Origin of the sequence: Paraburkholderia kururiensis JCM 10599 = LMG 19447, from assembly GCF_003986935.1 — a bacterium.
Classification (GTDB): Bacteria; Pseudomonadota; Gammaproteobacteria; order Burkholderiales; family Burkholderiaceae; genus Paraburkholderia; species Paraburkholderia kururiensis.
This window is the reverse complement of record NZ_RJZE01000002.1, coordinates 307602-328940: the sequence shown is the minus strand read 5'-3', so window position 1 is coordinate 328940 and position 21339 is coordinate 307602. Positions and strand designations below refer to the sequence as shown.

The 21339-nt window shown below is 68.1% G+C and carries 17 protein-coding genes; 9 read left to right on the top strand and 8 right to left on the bottom strand.

Translation table 11 applies throughout. The features are described 5' to 3' along the window. Window positions 1-5 precede the first annotated feature (5 nt). The 7 genes from PKKP23_RS03590 to PKKP23_RS03560 all read left to right on the top strand — a co-directional run bounded on the left by PKKP23_RS03590 (window position 6) and on the right by PKKP23_RS03560 (window position 10415). Window positions 6-1646: an ABC transporter ATP-binding protein gene (locus PKKP23_RS03590; protein ID WP_126875811.1), complete on the top strand. Its 1641-nt coding sequence runs from the start codon at window positions 6-8 to the stop codon at window positions 1644-1646. After that, entirely contained in the window at window positions 1643-3079 is a 1437-nt protein-coding gene (locus tag PKKP23_RS03585; protein WP_126875810.1) for a TldD/PmbA family protein, read from the top strand. The genes PKKP23_RS03590 and PKKP23_RS03585 overlap by 4 nt, the downstream gene beginning before the upstream one ends. Then, complete coding sequence (locus PKKP23_RS03580) at window positions 3079-4440, top strand: TldD/PmbA family protein (RefSeq protein WP_126875809.1); 1362 nt, start codon at window positions 3079-3081, stop codon at window positions 4438-4440. Before PKKP23_RS03585 ends, PKKP23_RS03580 begins: the two co-directional genes overlap by 1 nt. Before the next feature lie 97 nt (window positions 4441-4537). Further along, the gene (locus PKKP23_RS03575; RefSeq protein ID WP_126875808.1) at window positions 4538-5101 is read left to right on the top strand and encodes a GNAT family N-acetyltransferase; all 564 of its coding nucleotides are present in this window, start codon (window positions 4538-4540) and stop codon (window positions 5099-5101) included. Then, window positions 5098-5730 (top strand): GNAT family N-acetyltransferase, encoded by a 633-nt coding sequence (locus PKKP23_RS03570; protein WP_420873183.1) that lies wholly within the window; start codon window positions 5098-5100, stop codon window positions 5728-5730. Before PKKP23_RS03575 ends, PKKP23_RS03570 begins: the two co-directional genes overlap by 4 nt. A gap of 17 nt (window positions 5731-5747) precedes the next feature. Then, window positions 5748-9059, top strand: a complete 3312-nt coding sequence (locus tag PKKP23_RS03565; RefSeq protein ID WP_126875807.1) for a multidrug efflux RND transporter permease subunit — start codon at window positions 5748-5750, stop codon at window positions 9057-9059. Between the two features lie 417 nt (window positions 9060-9476). After that, entirely contained in the window at window positions 9477-10415 is a 939-nt protein-coding gene (locus tag PKKP23_RS03560; protein WP_126875806.1) for an EamA family transporter, read from the top strand. An 85-nt stretch (window positions 10416-10500) separates the two neighbouring features. Here PKKP23_RS03560 and PKKP23_RS03555 read toward each other — a convergent pair whose 3' ends face one another. Both PKKP23_RS03555 and PKKP23_RS03550 read right to left on the bottom strand, forming a co-directional pair. After that, the gene (locus tag PKKP23_RS03555) at window positions 10501-12537 is read right to left on the bottom strand and encodes an NADPH-dependent 2,4-dienoyl-CoA reductase (protein ID WP_126875805.1); all 2037 of its coding nucleotides are present in this window, start codon (window positions 12535-12537) and stop codon (window positions 10501-10503) included. Between the two features lie 343 nt (window positions 12538-12880). After that, the gene (locus PKKP23_RS03550) at window positions 12881-13018 is read right to left on the bottom strand and encodes an entericidin A/B family lipoprotein (RefSeq protein ID WP_017777893.1); all 138 of its coding nucleotides are present in this window, start codon (window positions 13016-13018) and stop codon (window positions 12881-12883) included. Window positions 13019-13374: 356 nt separating this feature from the next. On the opposite strand from PKKP23_RS03550, the gene PKKP23_RS03545 reads away from it, so the two are divergent. Next, window positions 13375-13536: a DUF1328 domain-containing protein gene (locus PKKP23_RS03545; RefSeq protein ID WP_017777894.1), complete on the top strand. Its 162-nt coding sequence runs from the start codon at window positions 13375-13377 to the stop codon at window positions 13534-13536. Between the two features lie 46 nt (window positions 13537-13582). Further along, window positions 13583-14125 carry a ferritin-like domain-containing protein gene (locus PKKP23_RS03540; RefSeq protein WP_126875804.1) on the top strand — a complete coding sequence of 181 codons (543 nt, stop codon included), beginning with the start codon at window positions 13583-13585 and terminating at the stop codon, window positions 14123-14125. Between the two features lie 221 nt (window positions 14126-14346). Here PKKP23_RS03540 and PKKP23_RS03535 read toward each other — a convergent pair whose 3' ends face one another. The 6 genes from PKKP23_RS03535 to PKKP23_RS03510 form a co-directional block, all read right to left on the bottom strand. Beyond that, window positions 14347-15549, bottom strand: coding sequence for an MFS transporter (locus PKKP23_RS03535; RefSeq protein WP_033352091.1), 1203 nt, complete (start codon window positions 15547-15549; stop codon window positions 14347-14349). Between the two features lie 404 nt (window positions 15550-15953). After that, window positions 15954-16781 (bottom strand): phosphodiesterase, encoded by an 828-nt coding sequence (locus PKKP23_RS03530; protein ID WP_017777897.1) that lies wholly within the window; start codon window positions 16779-16781, stop codon window positions 15954-15956. 90 nt (window positions 16782-16871) lie between these two features. Continuing rightward, window positions 16872-17942 (bottom strand): ABC transporter ATP-binding protein, encoded by a 1071-nt coding sequence (locus tag PKKP23_RS03525; RefSeq protein ID WP_126875803.1) that lies wholly within the window; start codon window positions 17940-17942, stop codon window positions 16872-16874. Continuing rightward, the gene (locus PKKP23_RS03520; protein ID WP_459994361.1) at window positions 17939-18973 is read right to left on the bottom strand and encodes an ABC transporter permease; all 1035 of its coding nucleotides are present in this window, start codon (window positions 18971-18973) and stop codon (window positions 17939-17941) included. Before PKKP23_RS03520 ends, PKKP23_RS03525 begins: the two co-directional genes overlap by 4 nt. A 59-nt stretch (window positions 18974-19032) precedes the next feature. Then, complete coding sequence (locus PKKP23_RS03515; protein WP_017777900.1) at window positions 19033-19857, bottom strand: ABC transporter permease; 825 nt, start codon at window positions 19855-19857, stop codon at window positions 19033-19035. Between the two features lie 184 nt (window positions 19858-20041). Next, on the bottom strand, window positions 20042-21049 hold the full coding sequence (locus tag PKKP23_RS03510) for an ABC transporter substrate-binding protein (protein WP_240658725.1): 1008 nt from the start codon (window positions 21047-21049) through the stop codon (window positions 20042-20044). Between the last annotated feature and the right edge of the window lie 290 nt (window positions 21050-21339).

The window sequence follows — 21339 nt, the reverse complement described above, 5'->3', positions numbered from 1 at the left end:
CGCAGATGCCAACCTTGCCCCGCCAGCTGCTCGAAATCGAAAACCTCTCCGTCGCTTTCGGCGAGCGCACCGTGGTGCGCGACCTCAACCTTTCCATTGCGCGCGGCGAACGCGTGGCGCTGGTGGGCGAATCGGGGTCGGGCAAGAGCGTGACGGCGCTTTCCATCCTGCGGCTCGTGCAGCATGCGATGTACACCGGGCGCATTCTGCTCGATGGCGAAGACCTGCTGCGCAAGACGGAACAGCAGATGCGCGGCCTGCGCGGCGCCGACGTCGCGATGGTCTTCCAGGAGCCGATGACGGCGCTCAATCCGCTCTTCACCATCGGCAAGCAGATTGCCGAGAGCTTGCGGCTGCACGAAGGTCTGCGCCCGAACGCGGCGCGCGCGCGCGGCATCGAGTTGCTTCGGCGCACAGGTATTCCAGAGCCCGAACGACGCATCGACAGCTTTCCGCATCAGCTTTCCGGCGGCCAGCGCCAGCGCGCGATGATCGCGATGGCGCTGGCGTGCCGTCCGCGTCTGCTGCTCGCCGACGAGCCCACCACGGCGCTCGACGTCACCGTGCGCCAGCAGATCGTCGATCTCCTGATCGGCCTGCAGGAACAGGAAGCAGCCGAACGCGGCATGGCCGTGCTGCTCATCACGCACGACCTCAATCTCGTGCGCCGCTTCGCGCAGCGCGTGGCGGTGATGGAGAAGGGCGTGCTCGTGGAAACCAACACCACCGATGCGCTGTTCGCGAATCCGCAGCATCCCTACACGAAGCGGCTGCTCGACAGCGAACCGCGCCGGCAGGTCGGGGCGGTGCCTCACGACGCAGCGGCCGTGCTCGACGTGAAGCAACTGGCGGTGGACTACCGCACGCACGCGAAGGGCTGGCGTTCGCTCTTCGGCAGCGCGTCGTTTCGTGCGCTGCACGAGGTGGATCTGACCCTGCGCCGCGGCGAGACGCTGGGCGTGGTGGGCGAATCGGGTTCCGGTAAATCGACGCTTGCGTCCACCGTGCTCGGTTTGCAGCGCGCGGCGTCGGGCCAGATTCTGATCGACGGCAAACCGTGGTCGAGCCTGCGCACGCCGCAGGCGCGCCGTGCGCTCAGTGCGCAGATGCAGGTCGTGTTTCAGGACCCGTTCGGTTCGCTCTCGCCGCGCATGACGGTCGAGCAGATCGTGGGCGAGGGCTTGCGCGTGCATCGTCGGGAAATTGCACCGCAGGATCGCCGCGCGCGCGTGACCGCATTGCTCGAAGAAGTCGGGTTGCCCGCCGACGCGCTGCTGCGTTATCCGCACGAATTCTCGGGCGGCCAGCGCCAGCGCATCGCGATTGCCCGCGCGCTCGCGGTCGAGCCCGAACTGCTCGTGCTCGACGAACCCACCAGCGCGCTCGACGTATCGGTGCAGCAGCAGGTATTGAATCTGCTCACGCGCCTGCAAAAGAAATACGGGCTCAGCTATCTCTTCATCACGCACGATCTCGCGGTCATGCGCGCGATGGCGCATCGCGTCATCGTGATGAAGGCTGGACGAATCGTGGAAGCGGGCGATACGCTTGAGGTCCTGCGCGCTCCCGCGCATCCCTACACCCGGTCGCTGCTCGCCGCCTCCATGCAGGCGCCGCCGGCAGATATTCGCGAGGAACTGGCATGACGGAAGAAAGCTGGACGCACGCGGCGAAGTCGCTTTCGAGCAAGGCGGACTTCTGGTCGTTGCGCGTGGTGGACGAGCGCACGGAAACCCACGCGGTGCGCAACGATGTCGTGCAACCGCTGCGCATGTCGCGCGACCGCGGCGCGATGCTCACGGCGTGGTCCGGCGCGGGCGCGGGCTACGCGGCCACGGCGGACCTCTCGGCGGCGGGCTTGCAGGCCGCGCTCGATAGCGCGCTCGCCCGCGCACGCGCGGCACAGGCCTTCGCGCTTGTCGATCAACGCAGCGTGCCCCGGCCCTCGGCGAGCGGCAGCTACGCGTCGCCGAACGTTCAGGCACCGCTGCCGGGCCGCCGCGAATGGATCGAGCGGCTGGCGCGCGAGTGCGCCGCCGCGCAGATCGACAGCCGCATCGTGGAGCGCACCGCGAGCGTCGAAATCACGCAGACCGAGCAGGTCTATCTGACGAGCGACGGCGTGCGCATCGAACAGCACTTTCGCTTCGTCATGCCGCACTTGAGCGTAGCGGCACATGCGAACGGTGACACGCAGATGCGTTCGCTCGGTGGTCACCACAGCGGGCTCGCGCAGGGCGGCCTGGAGGTACTGGCGCGGCGCGGTTTCGACGGCGCGGGCGTGCGCGTGGCCGACGAAGCGCTGCAACTGCTCGCCGCGCCGAACTGCCCGTCGGGCACGCGCGACCTGCTGCTCATGCCCGACCAGATGATGCTGCAGATTCACGAGTCGATCGGCCATCCGCTGGAGCTGGACCGCATTCTGGGCGACGAGCGCAATTTCGCGGGCTGGAGCTTCGTGAAGCCGGAGATGTTCGGTACCTATCAATACGGCTCGGAACTGCTCAACGTCACGTTCGACCCGCAGCCGCCAGAAGAAGCCGCGTCCTACGCATTCGACGACGACGGCAGCGAGGCGAGCCGCCAGTATCTGATCCGCAACGGCGTGCTGGAGCGGCCGCTGGGCGGTGCACTTTCGCAGCAGCGCGCCCATCTGCCGGGTGTGGCGAACTCGCGGGCGTCGAGCTGGAACCGGCCGCCTATCGATCGCATGGCGAACCTCAACATCGAGCCCGGCACGAGTTCGCTTGCCGAGATGATTGCGGGTATCGAGCACGGCATTCTGATGTCGTCGAACACGTCCTGGTCCATCGACGATCATCGCAACAAGTTCCAGTTCGGCTGCGAGTTCGGGCAACTGATCGAAAACGGCCGGCTCACGCAGGTCGTGAAGCAGCCGAATTACCGCGGTATTTCCGCGAGCTTCTGGCGCAGCCTCGTGGCCGTGGGCGACGAATCGACGTGGGAGGTCTACGGCACGCCGTATTGCGGCAAGGGCGAACCGGCGCAGATCATTCGCGTGGGGCACGCGTCGCCCGCATGCGTGTTCCGCAACGTCGACGTATTCGGAGGCGTCTGATGGCCGAGACTTATTTCTCTAGCGACGTTGCGGCGCTCGGCTGGCAGCGGCACTTCGCGTTGCTCGCGGACGAGATCGGCCGCATGCGCCGCACCGGCGAAACCACGCTCGTCTGGTTCTCGGGTGAACACTCCGAATTCATCCGCTTCAATGCGGGCAAGGTGCGGCAGATCGGCAGCGTGTCGCAGGGCACGCTGACGCTGCGGCTGATCGACGGCATGCGCCAGGCCTATGCGAGCTTCACGGCGAGCGGCGACGCCGCCGCGGACTTGCGCGAAGCCGCGGCCACCGTCGCGATGTTGCGCGAGAGCCTGCGCGATGCCTCCGACGACCCGCACGTGCTCTTCGACACCACGCCATGGACCCAGGAGACGAAGCGCAGCGGCTCGCTGCCCGAACCCGACGCACTCGTGCGTCTCGTGGAGCAGTGCGCACGTCAACTCGATTTCGTCGGCTTCTACGCGGGTGGTACCGTGGCGCGCGGCTTTGCGTCGTCGGCGGGCAGCCGCGGCTGGTACGAGGTGGAGAACTTCGACTTCAGCTGGTCGCTGTACGGCCCGGGCGGCCGCGCGATCAAGACCGTCTACTCGGGCGAGTCGTGGGACGACGCCGTGTTCGCACGCAAGATGGAAGAGGCGGCGCAACGGCTGCCCGTGCTCGCCGAGGCGCCGCGCGTGCTCGCGCCGGGGCGCTATCGCGCCTACCTTGCGCCCGCGGCGTTGGGCGAACTGCTCGGCACCACGGGGTGGAACGGCTTTTCGGCGCGTCAGCAGCAGACGGCGCAAAGCGCGCTGTATCGGTTGCATCGCGGCGAAGTCGCGTTCGATGCACGCGTCACGATGACCGAAGACCTGAGCCTCGGCATCACGCCCGCCTTCAACGCGGACGGCTATTTGCGCGAGAGCGTGCCGCTCGTCACCGGTGGCCGCAGCGTAGGGCAGTTGACGAACGCGCGCAGCGCCCGCGAATACGGGCTCGTGCCGAACGGGGCGCACGAGGGCGAGGTGCCCACCTCGCTTTCGATGCAAGGCGGCGACCTGGCGGCGGCCGACGTACTCACGGCGCTCGATACGGGCCTCTACATCGGCAACCTCTGGTACGTGAATTTCTCGGACCGCCTGAACGGCCGGCTCACGGGCATGACGCGCTTCGCGACGTTCTGGGTGGAAGGCGGGCGCATCGTGGCGCCGGTGGAGGCGATGCGCTTCGACGACAGCCTGTACCGGCTGCTGGGCAGCGAACTGGAGCGGCTCGACGCCGAGCCGCAACTGCTGCTCTCGGACCACACCTACGGCGAACGCGAGACGGGCGGCATGAAGCTGCCGGGCGTGCTGGCGAAGTCGTTCGAGCTGACGCTTTGAATGGAAGATGGATCGCACGTTGCCTCGGGCAGGCGAACGGGGCACGTATGAAAAAAGGACGGAGACGACAGGTGCACACAACACGTGAGCCTCGCACATGAAGACCACGACGCGCGCGTTGCCCGAAGGGCTCACGCTGCGGCCGTTGAGCGAGGCGGATGCGCCGCAATTCCACGCGCTGCATGCCAACCCCACTGTGTTTCATCACGGCAGCATTCGCCTTGCCGTCGACACGGTGGAATCCACGCGAGAGTGGATCGCGACCTTCACGCCGCCCTCGGTCGCGATCGTCGCCGTGGTGGGCGATACGCTCGTGGGCTGCGCCGAACTGTATGCCGGCCGGCTGCGCCGCGCGCACTCGGCGTCCCTCGGCATCAGCGTTCATCCTGCCTGGCACCGGCGCGGCATCGGCTCGCGTCTCATGGCCGAACTGCTCGACGTCGCCGACAACTGGCTGGGCCTGCGGCGCGTCGAACTCCAGCTTTACGCCGACAACGCGCCGGCGCTCGGCCTCTATCGGGCACATGGTTTCGAGATCGAGGCGCGCTATCGCGGCCATGTGCTGCGCGACGGCGTGCTCGTCGATACGCTCCTCATGGCGCGGCTGCGCGACGCCATGCCTTTCATGGACGCCGCCCCGCGCGCGGCGGAAATCGGATGAGCCAGCCGATGGAAGAACGCGAGGAAGAACGCGATACGCTCATGCCGGACACCCTGGACAGCGCGCACGTGCCGCGAGGCCGCATCGTCGTGCGCGCCACGCAGTCCACCGACCTCGACGCCCTCGCGGCGCTCTTCAATCTGCCCGGCGTGCGTCGCGGCACGCTGGCCATGCCCTTTCTCGCCACCCGAACGCTTGTCGAGCGCGAAGCGAAGCGCACGCGCGGGAGCGTTCAGGCGGTGAGCTTCTGCGCCACGCTCGACTCGCGCGTGATCGGCACGGTGGACGTCATTCCGCAGCCGCCCAGGCGCGCGCATTGCGCCGAAATCGGCATCGCCGTGCACGACGCGCACGCGGGCTGCGGCGTGGGCACCGCGCTGCTGGCGGCGGCTATTACTTGCGCCGACCAGTCGCTCGGGCTGCGCCGCCTCGAACTCAGGGTGTTCGTGGACAACGCCGCAGCCATCGCGCTGTACCGCAAGTTCGGCTTCGTGGAGGAAGGGCGCTCGCGCGGCTATGCGATGCGCGACGGCGTGCTGGCCGATGCGCTGCACATGGCGCGCTATGCCGAAGCGCCGCCGTTCGCTTCGCCCGTCGCTTCGCCTGTCGCTTCGCCCCCACTGAACTGAGCCAGGAGCCATCGCCTTTGCCATCGTTCTTTATCGATCGTCCCGTCTTCGCCTGGATCGTCGCGCTCGCGTTCATCGTGGCGGGCGTGCTCGTGGTGCCGCTGCTGCCGGTCGCGCAGTATCCGCGGCTCGCACCGCCGCGCATCGTGATCGGCGCGACGTATCCGGGCGCGTCGGCGGAAGTGATCGACAGCAACGTGGCGAGCGTGATCGAAGAAGGGCTGGACGGCATCGACGGCCTGCTGCACTACGAGACCACGAGCGACGCGCTCGGCAATCTCGAAATCGACGTCACGTTCGCGCCCGGGTCGAACCCCGACATCGCGATGGTCAACGTGCAGAACCGGCTCAAGCAGGTGGAGCCGCGTCTGCCGCAGCAGGTCGTGCAGCAGGGCATCGTGGTGGACAAGGCGGCCAACACGTTCCTCATGCTCGTCACGCTCACGTCGACAGACGGCACCCGCAATTCGGCCGAGCTCGGCAACTACATGAGCCGCTACGTGCTGCGCGAACTGAAGCGCGCGCCCGGCGTGGGCTCGGCCGAACTATGGGATTCCGACGAGGCCATGCGCATCTGGCTCGACCCCATGAAGCTGCGCGAGTACGACCTCTCGCCCGCCGACGTGACCGCGGCCATTCGCGCGCAGAACGCGGCGGTAACGGCAGGTGCGATCGGCGATGCGCCTGCGGTGACCGGACAGACGCTGACGGCATCGGTCTCGGTAAAGGGCCAGTTGCAGACGCCCGCGGACTTCGCGGCCATCGTGCTCAAGGCGCTGCCGGGCGGCGCGACGGTGCGCCTTGGCGACGTGGCGCGCGTCGAGATGGGGCGCGACAGCTACACGTTCTGGTCGCGTCTCGATGGACACGCCGCGGCCACGGTCGGCATCCAGCTTGCGCCCACGGGCAATGCGCTCGAAACGTCGAATGCGATTCGCGCGAAGCTCGAGCAGATTTCGAAGACGCTGCCGCCGGGCGTGGCCGTGGCCATTCCCTTCGATACGGCGCACTTCGTGAAGATCGCCATCAGCGAGGTGATCATCACGCTGACCGAAGCCGTGGTGCTCGTGTTCTGCGTGATGTGGCTCTTCCTGCGCGACCTGCGCTACACGCTCGTGCCCACCGTGGTGATTCCGGTCGCGCTGATGGGCGCGTTCCTCGCCATGTACGCGTTCGGCCTCTCGATCAACGTCTTCACGCTGTTCGGGCTGGTGCTCGCGATCGGCATTCTGGTGGACGACGCGATCGTGGTGGTGGAGAACATCGACCGCATCATGCACGAGGAAGGGTTGCCGCCACGCGAGGCCACGCGGCGCGCGATGGCGCAGATCGGCGGCGCGATCGTGGGCGTGACGGCCGTGCTCACGGCCGTGTTTGTGCCGATGGCGTTCTTCCCGGGCAGCGTGGGCGGCATCTATCGGCAGTTCGCGATTGCGATGATCGCGGCTATTCTCGTGTCGGCGTTTATGGCGCTGTCGCTCACGCCCGCGCTGTGCGCGAATCTGCTGAAGGCGCCCGAGCCGCGCAAGGCCGGCGCGCGTGAAACCGGCATCACGGCACGCTTTGCCGCGGGCGTGGAGCGCGCCTCGGACCGCTATCGCAGGCTCGTCGTGCGCCTGCTGCGGCGTGCGGGGCCGGTCTTCGCGGTGCAGGTGGCGCTCGCCGTGGTGTGCGCGCTGCTTTATACGCGCATGCCGGGCGGCTTCCTGCCCACCGAAGACAGCGGCCAGCTTCAGGTCATGGTGCAGATGCCTGAAGGCGCGACCCAGGCGCGCACGCTCGCCACGCTCGAACGCGTGGAGGCGGTGCTGCGCCGCGAGCGCGCCGTGGGACACGTGACGAGCGTGGTGGGCTGGAGCTTCCAGGGCAGCGGCCAGAACGTGGGCATGGCGTTCGTGGAACTCACGGACTGGGCGAAGCGCAGCGTGGACGCGCAGACGCTGCGCGACACGCTCAACGCGCAGTTTGCGACGTTCCCCGAGGGCAGCGTGGTGGCGCAGTTGCCGCCTTCGGTGCCGGGGCTCGGTCATGCCGAGGGCTTCTCGTTCCATCTGGAAGACCGCGGCGGCGTGGGCATGGACGCGCTCGAAGCGGGCCGCGAGCGGCTGCTCGAGATGGCGCGCCACAGCCCGGTGCTCGCCGACGTCCACTCCGACACGCTGCCCGACGCCTCGCGCATCGTGCTCGAAATCGACCGTGCGAAGGCCTACGCGATGGGCGTGCCGTTCGACGCCATTGCGGACGTGCTGGGCAACACGTTCGGCATGACCTATATCGACGACTTTCCCGCCAACGGCCGCATGCAGCGCGTGATGGTGGGCGCGCAGGCGTCGGCGCGCATGCGCGATCAGGACCTGTTGAGCCTTTCGGTGCGCAATGCGTCGGGGCAGATGGTGCCGTTCTCGGCGTTCGCCGCGCTTCACTGGACGCGCGGCCCCACCATGCTCACGCGCTACAACGGCTACCCCGAACTCGACGTGTCGGGCCATGCGGCGCCGGGCTACAGCTCGGGCGCGGCGATGGCCGAGATGGAACGCCTCGCGGCTACGCTGCCCACCGGCATTGCCTGGGACTGGGCCGAAGCGGCGCAGGCCGAAACCGAGGCCGCGCGGCAGACGCCGCTCCTGATCGGCCTTTCGCTCGTCGCGGTGTTCATGGCGCTCGCGGCGCTCTACGAAAGCTGGACCGTGCCGCTCGCGGTGCTGATGGTCGTGCCGCTGGGCGTAACGGGCGCGATCTGCGCGATGCTCGTGCGCGGGCTGCCCGACGACGTCTACTTCAAGATCGGCATGGTCACGGTGATCGGACTCTCGGGCAAGAACGCGATCCTGATCGTGCAGTTCGCGCGCGAACTCTGCGCGCGCGGCGTGCCGCTGGGCCGCGCCATCGTCGATGCCTGCGCGATGCGTTTCCGGCCCATCCTGATGACCTCGGCGGCGTTCCTGCTCGGCGTGGTGCCGCTCGTCATTTCGAGCGGCGCGGGCGCGGAGAGCCGGCATTCCATCGGCACGGGCGTGTTCGGCGGGATCATCGGCGCCACGTTGCTCGGGCTCGTGTTCACGCCGGTGGCGTTCTGCGTGGTGATGCAGATGACGCGGATGAGACGTGCACGCCGCGCAGGGCGTGCGGGCCGTTCAGATCGTGCGGCTGCGTCCACCGAAAGGGCAGCGGGCCTTGCTCGGTATGCGGAGACCGCAACGCAGCCGCATGCGGAGTCGTACGATGCGCCAAGAGGCAGACCGAGGGACGACCTCAGAGACGACCCGAGAGACGCTCTTCGAGACGAACTCAGAGGCGACCTCGGAGACGGCGAGGCCGAGCCTTCGTAAATGACCCCGCGATAGCCAGGCGGGCCCGAATTCGCGCGCTTGCACGTTACATTTCAATAACGGCCGTGCGCCGCGCTTATTGCATAATGCGCGAGTGCGCGGCGGCCCGCGCTTGCGCGGCTGCTGCGTAGCCTGGGTGCTTCGCCTGGGTGCATCGCTTGGGTGCATCACCTGGTTCGTAGCGCGCCAGCGGGTCCGTTTCCTTGCGCACCCGGCGCCGCGCCGGTTTCCTTCCACACGTCCGACAAGCACTTCCCGTTCTACCGCCATGCCGTTCAGCCCAGCCTGCCGTGCGCCATTCGCCGCCGCGCGTGTTCATTGCGCGATCTTTTCAGTGCAGGCGTTGGCGCCGCTGCGCCGGCTGGCTCGACCGGCCCGGCTGACGCAAGCCGCCCCGGTCCTGCGGGCGAATTGACCATGTCCTTTCGCCTGCCCACGCGCCTGCCCACCGGTTTTTCCTCGCGCTTCGCGCTTCGTCTGCCCGCCACGCGCGGCGGACGCGTCGCGCTCGCGCTGATGGTCGTCTATATCGTCTGGGGTTCGACCTACCTTGCCGTGCACGTCGCGCTCGGTTCGTTTCCGCCGTTGCTGATGTCGGGCTTGCGCAATCTGTTCGCGGGCATCGGACTCTTCGTGTTCGCGATGCGGCGCAACCCCGCGCTGCCCGATCTCGTCGAGGTCCGCAACGCCGGGATGGTCGGCACCATGCTCGTGGGGTTTTCGAGCGGCCTGCTGGCCTTCGGCATGCGCACCGTGGGCACCGGCACCGCGGCCGTGATGGTGGCGACCGTGCCGCTCTTCGCCACGGTGATCGCGGCCATCGCGGGGCGGGCCATCGCGAAGGGCGAATGGATTGCCGTGGGGCTCGGGCTCGTGGGCATTGCGATTCTGAGCAGCGGCAGCGAGACCTCGGGCACCGCGGGCGGCAGCCTCGCCATTCTGTGCGGCGCGCTCTTCTGGGCCGGCGGCGCGCATCTGGCAAGCCGCCTCAAGCTACCCTCGGATCTCTTTCTCTCCACCGCCTTGCAGATCGGCCTGGGCGGCGCGATGTCCACCATCGTCGCGCTCGTGACGGGCGAGCGGATGCTTGAGATCCACTTTCTTCCGATCCTCGCGTTCGTCTATCTCATGCTGGTGGGCACGATGACCGCTTATGTCGCGTACGGTTACCTGATCCGGCACACGAGCCCCATCGTGGCGAGCAGCTGCATGTACGTGAATCCCATCGTGGCGGTGGCGCTGGGCGCCGTGCTGCTGGGCGAACCGGTCACGCGGTCCACCATCGTCGCGACGGTGGTGATTCTCGTGAGCGTCGGGATGTCGTTCGTGTTCGACCGCAAGCGCGCGCAGCAGTAGGGCGCTTCGAAGGCGGCCCTCCAGGGGCAAGCCCCCGAGATAAACCTCCGAGGCAAACCTCCGAGGCAAACCTCCGAGGCAAACCTCAAAGCCGCGCCGCAAGCTCCGCGCCTTCGCGAATTGCGCGCTTCGCATCGAGTTCCGCGGCGAGCGCAGCGCCGCCGATCAGGTGATAGCGCGTGCCGTCCTGAGCGGCCGTAGCGGGGTAGAGTTCGCGCAGCGACTCCTGGCCCGCGCAGATCACCACCGTGTCCACCTCGAGCCACTGCTCCTCGCCGCCGCGCGCAATCTTGAGTCCTTGCGCACCGATCTCGAGATACGCGACCCCGCCCAGCATCTGCACGCCGTTGCGCGCGAGCACCGCGCGGTGCACCCAGCCCGACGTTTTGCCGAGACCCGCGCCGGGCTTGCCCGTCTTGCGCTGAAGCAGCCACAGTTCGCGCGGCGGGTCGGCGCGGCGCGGCGGCTTGAGCCCGCCGCGTTCGCGTACCTCGGCGTCCACGCCCCATTCGTCGAACCAGTCGTCGCGCGGCTGCGGCAGCGGCTCGCCCGCGCGATGCAGCAGGAACGCGGCCACGTCGAAGCCGATGCCGCCCGCGCCGATCAACGCGGCACGGCGCCCCACCGGCGCGCCGTTCAACACGTCCAGGTAGGAGAGCACGTGGGGCGCGTCGATGCCCGGAATCTGCGGACGGCGCGGCACGATGCCGGTCGCGACAATCACGTCGTCGAAGCCGGCCGCCGCGAGCGCCGGCGCATTCACGCGCGTGCCGAGCCGCACCTCGACGCCGTGCCGCGCAAGCTGGTTTTCGAAATAGCGGATCGTTTCCCTGAACTCTTCCTTGCCCGGAATGCGCATGGCCAGATTGAACTGTCCGCCGATCATGGGCTGTGCCTCGAACAGCGTCACGCGATGGCCGCGCGACGCCGCCACCGTGGCCGCCGACAGACCGGCCGGCCCGGCGCCCACCACGGCAACTGCACGCGCGCGCTCGCCCGAGCCAAGCGGCCGATAAACGAGTTCGGTCTCGCGGCCCGCGCGTGGATTCACGAGGCAGGTGGCGCGTTCGTTACGGAACGTGTGATCGAGGCAGGCCTGATTGCAGGCGATGCAGGTGTTGATCTCGGCGGCGCGGTCGGCCGCGGCTTTGGCGACGAACTCGGGGTCGGCGAGCAGCGGACGCGCGAGCGAGACGAGATCGCCCGTGCCCTCGGCGATCAGGCGTTCGGCAAGCTCGGGCGTGTTGATGCGGTTCGACACCACCACGGGCACGGAGACGGCCGCCTTGAGCTTCGCCGCGAGCGGCGCGAACGCCGCGCGCGGCACCGAGGTCACGATGGTCGGCACACGCGCCTCGTGCCAGCCGATGCCGGTGTTGAAGAGCGTGACGCCCGCCGCTTCCAGCGCTTTCGCCACGCGTACCGTTTCGTCCCAGGTGTTGCCGCCGTCCACGAGATCGAGCACGGAAAGCCGGTACATCACGATGAAGCGCGGCCCGCACGCGGCGCGCACGGCGGCCACGATCTCGCAGGCAAGACGCATGCGGTTTTCGATGCTGCCGCCGTAATGGTCGGTGCGTCGGTTCGTACGCGGACAGAGAAACTGGTTCAGCAGATAGCCCTCGCTGCCCATGATCTCCACGCCGTCGTAGCCCGCGCGCTGCGCGAGCCGGGCGCAGCGCGCGTAGGCGCGCACCGTGCGCGCGATGCCGGCAACGCTCAGCGCGCGCGGCTTGAACGGCGAAATGGGCGACTTCACCGCCGAGGCCGACACGACGAGCGGTTGATATCCATAGCGTCCCGCGTGAAGAATCTGCAGCGCGATCTTGCCGCCTTCCTCATGGACGGCGCGCGTGAGCTGGCGGTGGTTGTGCAGGTCGAGCGAGGAATTGAGCGTGCCGCCGAACGGCAGCAGCCAGCCTTCGCGATTGGGCGAGATGCCGCCCGTCACGATGAGCCCTACGCCGCCGCGCGCACGTTCGCGAAAGTAGGCGGCGAGTTTCGGGTAATGCCAGAAGCGGTCTTCCATGCCGGTATGCATGGAGCCCATCACGACGCGATTTCTGAGCGTGGTGAAGCCGAGGTCGAGTTCGCTGAGCAGATGCGGGTAGGGCGAGGGCATGCGGGTCACGCGCAAAGGGGAGGACGCGCATGACGATACACGCCGCTGGCGGGGGCGCCGTCGAAGGAAGGTTCTAACGGGAGGTGCGGGGACTCGTCAGGCCGGGGACGGCAGCCGGCCGCAAGCCGGCCGCCTCGATTGGCCATGAGCTTCGACGAAGCGCTGAAATGCAGCGCTTCGGGCCCGCGAGCGGAGCAACGAGCGGGTAAGCGAGCAGACCCAGCGAGCAGACCCACGAGCGGGTAATACGCCGACCGCAAACGGCGCAGCAAGGCCGCCGCAAGCGGGCCGCCACGCAAGCATGCCAGCGCGGCGAGGCCTGCTGCGGCCCGCGGCCGTGCTGCTACTCGTGCTGTTCCGCTGAATTGGTAATGGCGTGCCCGCCCTTGGAGATGTCCTGTCCGGCGCCCGCCACGGTGTTGCAGGCGGCGAGTGCCGTCGAGCAGGCGAGCACGAGCCAGGCGATGAGTCGAGTCGTCATACCGGTTTTCTCCCTTTCTGTTTGAAACCTTCAGCGCAGCCGCAAACGGTATGCCCGCGTGCACGCCGCAGCGCAGCAGCGTGCCGGGAACGCTGGTTGCTGCGGTGGCTTCGGTGTTCGCGACGCCGCGCCTGCTTGCGCTTTCGCTCGGCGCAAACGCAGGCGCGCAAAGACCGGACACCGGAAAGAGAAACGGCCGAAGAGAACTTCAACGCGACATCACTGCGCGCATGGGCGCATGGACGTTGTGGCCCGCGGCACCGCGCGACGAGGCAACGAGGCAACGAGGCAACGACACGCGGACCCGCCCGCCCCAGCAAGCCGCCGACGCGCGCAGCCAACCGGAGGAAAAGGTCATGCTTCATTACGCCATCGTGTTCTTCGTGATCGCCATCATCGCCGCCGTGTTCGGCTTTACCGGCATCGCGGCCGGCGCAGCGGAGATCGCGAAGATACTTTTTTACATCTTCCTTGTCGTCTTTGTCGTCACGCTGCTGCTGGGCGTGGTCAGGCATTGACGCGGCAAAACCCACTCAACCCTAACCGTAACGAGGAGCGGCCAGAATGTCGAAATCCACAGACCCGTTCGTGCTCGACCTGAAGAAGATCCGCGAGCAGGCGCGCCAGCACATGGACGAGGGGCCCGTCACATCGAGCTACACCGCGAATCGCGAAGTCGTGCTGAAGCTGCTCAACGACGCGCTCGCCACCGAGCTTGTCTGCACGCTGCGCTACAAGCGTCACTACTTCATGGCGAAGGGCATTCATTCCGAAGCGGTGGCAGAGGAATTCGCGCAGCACGCGTCGGAAGAGCAGGAGCACGCGGACCGGCTTGCGGAGCGCATCGTGCAGCTAGGCGGCGCGCCCGACTTCGCACCGGACGGGCTCGCCACGCGCGCGCATTCGGAGTACAAGCCGGGCACGGACCTCACGGACATGATTCGCGAGAACCTGGTGGCCGAGCGCATCGCGATCGACACCTATCGCGAGATCATTCGCTATCTGGGCGACAGCGATACGACGACGCGGCGCATCTTCGAGGAGATTCTCGCGGTGGAAGAAGAGCACGCCGACGACATGGCCGACCTGCTCGACCAGCGCGGTTGAGGGTTCGCGGCGGCGGTCGGCAGCGGCGCGGTGGCAACGGCGGTCGGCAGTGGCGGATGGCGGCGCGGTGGTCGGTGGTCGGTGGTCGGCACGAGGCCAGGGCCACGCGCGCCGCCGCGTTTGCGTACGCGCTACGGCATGGCGTGCGCGCATGCGTGGCTCGCTACGCCGAGCGCGCCTGCGAGCCTATGCATGCTGCTGCGCATACGGCAGCCCTACCGTCACGACGCCGCAAGCGCCTTCTCATGGCGCGCCGCATGCGCCCACGCAGCGAGCCCCGCAAACACGAGGCCGGCGATGCATACGCCGGTCCAGCCCGAGAGGCGCCACGCGGTCGTGCCCACCACCGAGCCGATGGCGCCGCCAATGAAGTACGTCACCATGTAGACCGTGTTCACGCGGCTGCGCGCCTCGGGCTTGAGCGCATAGATGCGCGACTGGTTCGAGATCTGCGCGGCCTGCACACCGACGTCGAGCACGATCACGCCCACCACGAGCCCCGCGATGCTCGCGCCCGAAAACGCGAAGATCACGAACGACAGCGCAACGAGCCCAATGGCGAGCGTGATGATGGCGCGCGGCCCGCGCTTGTCCGCGAACTTGCCCGCGCGGGGCGCCGCGAGCGCGCCCGCCGCCCCCACGATGCCGAAGAGGCCCGCGGCCTGCGGCCCGAGATGAAACGGCGGCCCCGCAAGCAGCAGCGTGAGTACGGGCCAGAACAGGCTGAACGCCGCGAACAGCGCCGCGCCCGTGAGCGAAGCCTGTCGCAGGCCCGGCAGCTCGACTGCGAGATGCCACATCGAGGCGAGCAGCTTGCCGTAGCCGAGCGTGGAGGTGGGTTGGCTGCGCGGCAGCCGCATCATGATGACGGCGGCAAGCACGACGAGCGCGACGATCGATGCGCCGAACACCGCGCGCCAGCCGAAGTATTCGGCGATGAAGCCGGCCGCCGTGCGCGCAAGCAGAATGCCGAGCAAAAGCCCGCTCATCACCGTGCCCACGGCATGGCCGCGTGCGGCGGGAGGCGCGATCTCCGCGGCGAACGGCACCGCCTGCTGCGCGATGGTGGCGAGTATGCCGATGGCGAGGCTTGCGCCCGCCAGCACGGCGAGCGTCGAGGCCGTAGCCGCCACGAGCAGCGCGACGCAGATGCCGGCGATCTGCAGCAGGATCAGCCGCCTGCGGTCGAACCGGTCGCCTAGCGGCGCGAGCAGCAGCATGCCCGCCGCGTAGCCCAGTTGCGTGGCCGACGGTACCGCGCCGATCCACGAGGCGTCCTGCGGGAACGACTGGCGGAAGTCGTCGAGCAACGGCTGGTTGAAATAGATGTTCGCGACCGCCACGCCGGCAATGGTGGCCAGCAGGAACAGCAGCGCGGGAAGCGAACGCCCGGCGGCGGGCGAATCGGTAGCGGGTGTGGACATGGCAGCGAAGGGTGGAGCGAGCGGGGTGGCGAGCGTGATGGCTACGCGCGACAGCAAAGCGTCGCGACGAGCCGGTCCGGCGCCCGCGTTCGGTCAACGGCCATCCTTTCGGGTGGCAGCGGCGTATCGGGTAGAACGAGGGGCCTGAACTACGGGGATGAACCCCGGGCCTGAACCACGCGCCCGACGGCACGACGTTGAACGCACTGCAGCAAACGGACAACGTCGAGCGGCCGATCATACCGGAGCACCGCCGATCGTGCAGGCGCGCCCGCACCCCGTGCCGGCCGCGTTTTCGGGGCGTTTCTTCCAGCCCGCTTTTTTCCGGCGCGTTCGGGCGCGTTCCGGGGCACCCCGGGGCGCGCATTGCGCCCCATCGGCTTGTCGCGTGGCGGCCGAACCCCTCAGTCGATCAACTTCCCCGACGGCTCGAAGAACGGATACGGCCCTTCGGCTTCGTCCACGTACGCGTGATGCGTGACGAGGCCCGCCGCCGCGTCGTAGCGGTGCAGCGCGTAGGCGGGTGGCTCGAGCACGAAGGCCGAGGGCGCGTCGTCGCGCAGATCGAGCGCAACCTGATGCGCGGGCGACGGCACGGCGCACGCAATCGTGCCGCCGAAGCGCACGAACATGGGCCGATGCACGTGGCCGCACAGCACGCGCTCCACGTTCGGGTAGCGGGCGAGCAGGGCGGCGAGCCGCGCCGACGCGTCGGGCGCGAGGCGCAGGCGGTCCATATGGCTCACGCCGCAGGCGAACGGCGGGTGATGGAGCGCAACCACCACGGGCTTTGCCGCGGCTGCGGCGAGTTCGCGTTCCAGCCACGCGAGCCGCGCGTCGCAGAGCGTGCCGGGGCTCTGGCCGGGCAGCATCGAATCGAGCGCGATCACGCGCAGCGGGCCGACGTCCACGGTGTACTGCACGAATTCGCCGCCTGTTGCGAGTTCGGGCCGATCCGCGAACACCTCGCGCAGCGCCGCGCGGTCGTCGTGGTTGCCGACAAGCAGATACCACGGCAGTTCGAGCGTATCGAGCAGCGAGCGCAGATGCCGGTATTCCTCGGTCGTGCCGAGATCGACAAGGTCGCCGGTCACGAGCACCGCGTCGGGCCGCGGCACGAGCGCATTGAGGCGGGCAATGCAGCGCGCGAGGCTCGCGGCGGTATCCACGCGGCGATACGCGAGCGCGCCGGGCCGCTTGATGTGCAGGTCGCTGATCTGGGCGAGCAGCATGGTGATTTCTCCCGGTGGGTGCAGCGGTTGATCGGGTGGTATTGGAGCCTTCGAGCGAGCGCTTTGAGGTAACCGCGCAGGTGGCCGTTCTCAGGCGAGCGCGATCAGCGCATGGTCCGCCAGCGAAAGACCGACCGGCGTGCCGCGCGCCAGTTCGATGCGGCCGGCCACGTCCACCACGAGCGCGTCGGGCGCGGCGCCCGCTACCGTGAGGCGCGTGCGCTCGCCCAGAAACGCTGCGTGCTCGATGGTGCCGCGCAGATGCGCGTGGGCCGGGTCGGCGAGGTACGCGTCTTCGGGCCGGAAGAACAGCTCGCCTGTCTGGGCCGACGGCGCACCGCCGCCTGCAACGTGCGCCGCGAGTGCGCCGGGCACCGGCACGGCGCCGCCGCTCGTCGCGAACTGGCCGTCGCGCCATACGCCGGCAAGGCGGTTGAGCGTGCCGACGAACTGCGCGACCGTGCGGTTCGCGGGCCGATAGTAGATGTCGCGCGGCGTGCCGATCTGCTCGATGCGCCCCGCGCTCATCACGACGATGCGGTCGCCCAGTTCCATTGCTTCGGCCTGGTCGTGCGTCACGTAGACGGTCGTGATGCCGAGGCGGCGCAGCAGCGCGTTCATCTCGCTGCGCAAGGCGTCGCGCAGGCGGGCGTCGAGCGCGGTGAGCGGTTCGTCGAGCAGCAGCACGCGCGGCTGCATGGCGAGCGCGCGGGCCAGTGCCACGCGCTGACGCTGGCCGCCCGAAAGCTGGCTGATGGGCTTCTCGGCGTGCGCTTCGAGCCGCATCATCGCGAGCAGTTCGTCCACGCGTTCGCGCGTCGCTGCCGCCGGCACGCGCTGAATGCGCAGCCCGTAGCCGATGTTGCCGCGCACCGTGAGGTTGGGAAACAGCGCGTAGCTCTGGAACACCATGCCCACCTTGCGCTTTTCGATGGGCAGCGCCGTGACGTCCTCGTCGCCGAATGCGACGGTGCCGCCCGCGTCCGGCGTTTCGAGACCGGCAATCATGCGCAGCGTCGTGGTTTTGCCGCAGCCCGACGGGCCGAGCAGTACGAGCGTTTCGCCTGCGCCGATGGCGAGGTCGAGCGGCTCGAGCACGCGCGTGCCGCGAAAGGTCTTCGCGCAGCGCGTGAGCGTGATCGGGATGGAGTCCAGTTTCATTGCGGGGTTCCTTGGGCAACGGGTGCGGCTGGTGCGGCTTGTGCGGGTTCAGCGGTGTCGTCGTCGGCGTCGCCCGGTGTGGCTGCGTTGCGCTTGCTGGTCCGAACGTTGCGCACGTGCCGCATGCCGGTTGCGTCCACACCGAGCCACTGCATCGCGACGAGCAGCGGCATGGTCATGATGAAAAAGAGAATCGTGTAGGCGCTGCCCACCTCGATACGCAGCGACGCGTAAGTGTCCGCAAGACCCACGGGCAGCGTTTTCGTCTCTGGCGTGTGCAGCATCCACGTGAGATTGAATTCGCCGATGGAGAGCGTGAGCACGGCAAGCGCGCCCGCCACGATGCCCGGCCGCGCGTTGGGCAGCACGATCGTGAAGAAGCGCTGGAAGAAGCTGGCGCCAAGGCTCGCCGCGCCTTCTTCGAGCGTGCGCAGGTCCGACGCGGCGCACACGGCGGCAACGGCGCGCACCATGAACGGCAGCGTGAACACCACGTGCCCCACCACGATGAAAGCCACGCTCATGCGAAACATCGTGAAGCCGCCATACACGACGAGCAACGCGAGCGCGGACGCGAGCCCCGGCAGCGCGATGGGCAGCACGAGCAGTTCCTCGACCACGCGCGAGAACCGCGTGCGGCTGCGCGCGAGCGCGTAGCCGGCGGGCACGCCCGTGACGAGCGTGACGGCGAGCGTGGCCGCGGCCACTTCGAGCGAGAGAAACACGGACGCGTGATATTGCGTCCACACCTCGACGAGCCAGCGCAGCGTGAGACCGCTCGCCACGCCCTGAAAGTAGTTCACGGTGAGGCCCGCAAGAACGGACATCACGATGGGCACGATCAGGAAGGCGCAGAGCAGCAGCGTGACGGCCCACTGTCCGCAGACGAGCCACGCGCGCGACGACGGCAGGCGTGCGGCGCGGCGGCGCGTGGAAGGCGGCGTCGTGGGCGCGGGCGGTGTGGCTGGCGAGGTCGGTCTGGCGGGCGAATGTGCCGAAGCCGTCGAAAGAGAAGAAGGCATGGAGGACATGGCGGAAGCGAGCGGGTTCGTCGGCATGGCGGCGAGGCCTTGGGGCAACTCTGAGGCGCTCATGCGGTGGCCGCCACGGCGGAGCCCGTCGCGCTGCGCGCGCAGGCCAGCACCGCCCACGTGACGAGGCCGAGCACGATGGAAAGCCCCGCAGCCGTCACCATGTTCGCGTTGAGCGTGAACTCGGTATAGATAGTCATGGGCAGTACGTCGATGTCGGTGGCGAGCGTGAACGCCGTGCCGAATGCGCCCATCGCGGTCGCGAAGCACACAGCGCCTGCTGCGATTAAACCCGGCGAAAGCGCGGGCAGCACGACGTCACGCATGATCTGCCACGGTGAGGCGCCGAGCGATCGCGCGGCTTCTTCGAGCGAAGCGTCGAGCTTGGTTGCCGAGGCCATCACGGTCACGATCACGCGCGGAATCGAGAAATACAGGTAGCCGACGAAGAGCCCGGCCATCGAATAGGCGAACACCCAGCGCTCGCCCGTGAGCTTGAGCGCGAGTGCGCCGATCAGCCCCTGACGGCCCGCCAGCATGATCACCATGAAGCCCACGACGACGCCGGGAAACGCGAGCGGGAACGTGAGCAGCGCGACGAGCGTGCGCTTGCCTGCGAATTCGCGGCGCGCGAGCAGCAGCCCGGCAATGACGGAGAGTACGAGCGTCGCTGCTGTTACCGCGGCCGAGAGCACGATCGTCGCTGCGAGGCTCTTCATGTAGCGCGCGTTCGTGAGCAGCGCTGCGTACGTCGAAAAGAAGTGATGGTCCGCGCTGACCTGCACGAGCGCCACCATCGGCAGCAGCCAGAACGCGATGAACACCGCGAGCGCGGGGGCAATGAGCGCGATGCGCCAGCGTAGCGGGAACGTAATGTCGTGCATGCGGTTGCCGTTGAATGCGTGTGTTGAACTTGATGTGACGTGGTGTGACCTGGGGTGACTTCGGCGGCTTCGGGTAGCGACCGGCCCCGCAGCGTCTCGCGCATCGCGTGATGCGCGTGCCGTTGTGAGGCCGGTCGAGACCGGGGCGAGACCGGGTTGCGACCGGACCACGACCAGGCGGCGATCAATGCATGATCTGCAGATAGCGTTCGCCGAAGCTCTGCTGCTTCTCGGCCATCTTCGCGAAGTCGACGGGCTTCGCGCGGGCATAGTCGCTTGCGGGCAGGAACTTCGCGGCCGTTTCCGCCGACATTGCGCTCGCGCGCACAGGACGCAGATACGCGTTGGCCCAGAGCTTCTGGCCTTCGTCGGAGAGCACGAAATCCAGCACCTTCCTGCCGTTCGCCTCATGCGGCGCACCCTTCACGAGACTCATCACATAGGGCACGGCGATCGTGCCTTCGCGCGGAATCACGAACTCCACGTTGGCGTGGTCCTTGTATTTCGCGCGATACGCGTCGAAGTCGTAGTCGAGCAGAATCGGAATCTCGCCCGAGAGCACGCGCGCGTAAGCGGTCTGCTTCGGCACGATGGGCGCATTGGCCTTGAGCTTGCGGAACCAGTCGAGGCCGGGCTCGAAGTTGTCGAGCGTGCCGCCCAACGCCTGGTTCACGGCCACCGCGCCTGCGTAGCCCACGAACGCGCTCGACGGATCGAGGTAGCCGATCATGCCTTTGTATTCAGGCTTGAGCAGGTCGGCCCACGAGCGCGGCACGGGCTTGCCTTCCAGTGCGTCCTTGTTGACGAAGAAGCCGAGCGTGCCCGAGTGGATGGCGAACCAGTAGCCCTGCGGGTCTTTGAGGCCGGTGGGAATGTCGTCCCAATGCGCGGGACGGTACGGCTGGATCACGCCCTTGTCCTTCGCCTGGAAAGCCGAGGAGACGCCGAGATAGACCACGTCCGCGACGGGGCTCTTCTGCTCGGCCATCAATTGCGCGATGGCCTGGCCGGAGTTCTTGTTGTCGAACGGCACGCGAATGCCGGTCTTTTCCTGAATGGCCTTGATCTGGCTGGCCCAGTCGGCCCACTCGGGCGGGCAGTTGTAGCAGATCGCGGTTTCTTCGGCATGCGCCGCTTGCGGCGCGACGAGCGCGAAGGCCGAGGCGAACGTGGCCGCGGCGGCGAAGAGCAGGGCCGCGCCTTTTCGGGCGGCGCGGCCAAGCGGATGAGCGGAAGCGAAACGACGGGTCACTGCGGGTCTCCTTCGAAACGTGGTGCGAGAGGACGAGGGTGAAGCGATTAATCGATTGTTTAGGGATACGTCGAAGTTGTTGCGCGCTTGCTCGCGGGCTTCGCAGTACGCATGCTCCGTGAGCGGCGCGCCGGTTCGGCGACGTGTCGCGCGGTGCGTTGCGTGATGTTTCGCGGTGCGCTCTGTCGCGTGGGCAGCGCCATCGTCGGCGGCGCATCCAGCGTCGTGCG

Excerpts from the sequence above, each read along its gene's own strand:
- PKKP23_RS03590 (WP_126875811.1), top strand. The coding sequence starts at position 6 with ATGCCAACCTTGCCCCGCCAGCTGCTCGAAATCGAAAACCTCTCCGTC.
- PKKP23_RS03585 (WP_126875810.1), top strand. The coding sequence starts at position 1,643 with ATGACGGAAGAAAGCTGGACGCACGCGGCGAAGTCGCTTTCGAGCAAG.
- PKKP23_RS03580 (WP_126875809.1), top strand. The coding sequence starts at position 3,079 with ATGGCCGAGACTTATTTCTCTAGCGACGTTGCGGCGCTCGGCTGGCAG.
- PKKP23_RS03575 (WP_126875808.1), top strand. The coding sequence starts at position 4,538 with ATGAAGACCACGACGCGCGCGTTGCCCGAAGGGCTCACGCTGCGGCCG.
- PKKP23_RS03570 (WP_420873183.1), top strand. The coding sequence starts at position 5,098 with ATGAGCCAGCCGATGGAAGAACGCGAGGAAGAACGCGATACGCTCATG.
- PKKP23_RS03560 (WP_126875806.1), top strand. The coding sequence starts at position 9,477 with ATGTCCTTTCGCCTGCCCACGCGCCTGCCCACCGGTTTTTCCTCGCGC.
- PKKP23_RS03555 (WP_126875805.1), bottom strand. The coding sequence starts at position 12,537 with ATGCCCTCGCCCTACCCGCATCTGCTCAGCGAACTCGACCTCGGCTTC.
- PKKP23_RS03550 (WP_017777893.1), bottom strand. The coding sequence starts at position 13,018 with ATGACGACTCGACTCATCGCCTGGCTCGTGCTCGCCTGCTCGACGGCA.
- PKKP23_RS03545 (WP_017777894.1), top strand. The coding sequence starts at position 13,375 with ATGCTTCATTACGCCATCGTGTTCTTCGTGATCGCCATCATCGCCGCC.
- PKKP23_RS03540 (WP_126875804.1), top strand. The coding sequence starts at position 13,583 with ATGTCGAAATCCACAGACCCGTTCGTGCTCGACCTGAAGAAGATCCGC.
- PKKP23_RS03535 (WP_033352091.1), bottom strand. The coding sequence starts at position 15,549 with ATGTCCACACCCGCTACCGATTCGCCCGCCGCCGGGCGTTCGCTTCCC.
- PKKP23_RS03530 (WP_017777897.1), bottom strand. The coding sequence starts at position 16,781 with ATGCTGCTCGCCCAGATCAGCGACCTGCACATCAAGCGGCCCGGCGCG.
- PKKP23_RS03525 (WP_126875803.1), bottom strand. The coding sequence starts at position 17,942 with ATGAAACTGGACTCCATCCCGATCACGCTCACGCGCTGCGCGAAGACC.
- PKKP23_RS03520 (WP_459994361.1), bottom strand. The coding sequence starts at position 18,973 with ATGTCCTCCATGCCTTCTTCTCTTTCGACGGCTTCGGCACATTCGCCC.
- PKKP23_RS03515 (WP_017777900.1), bottom strand. The coding sequence starts at position 19,857 with ATGCACGACATTACGTTCCCGCTACGCTGGCGCATCGCGCTCATTGCC.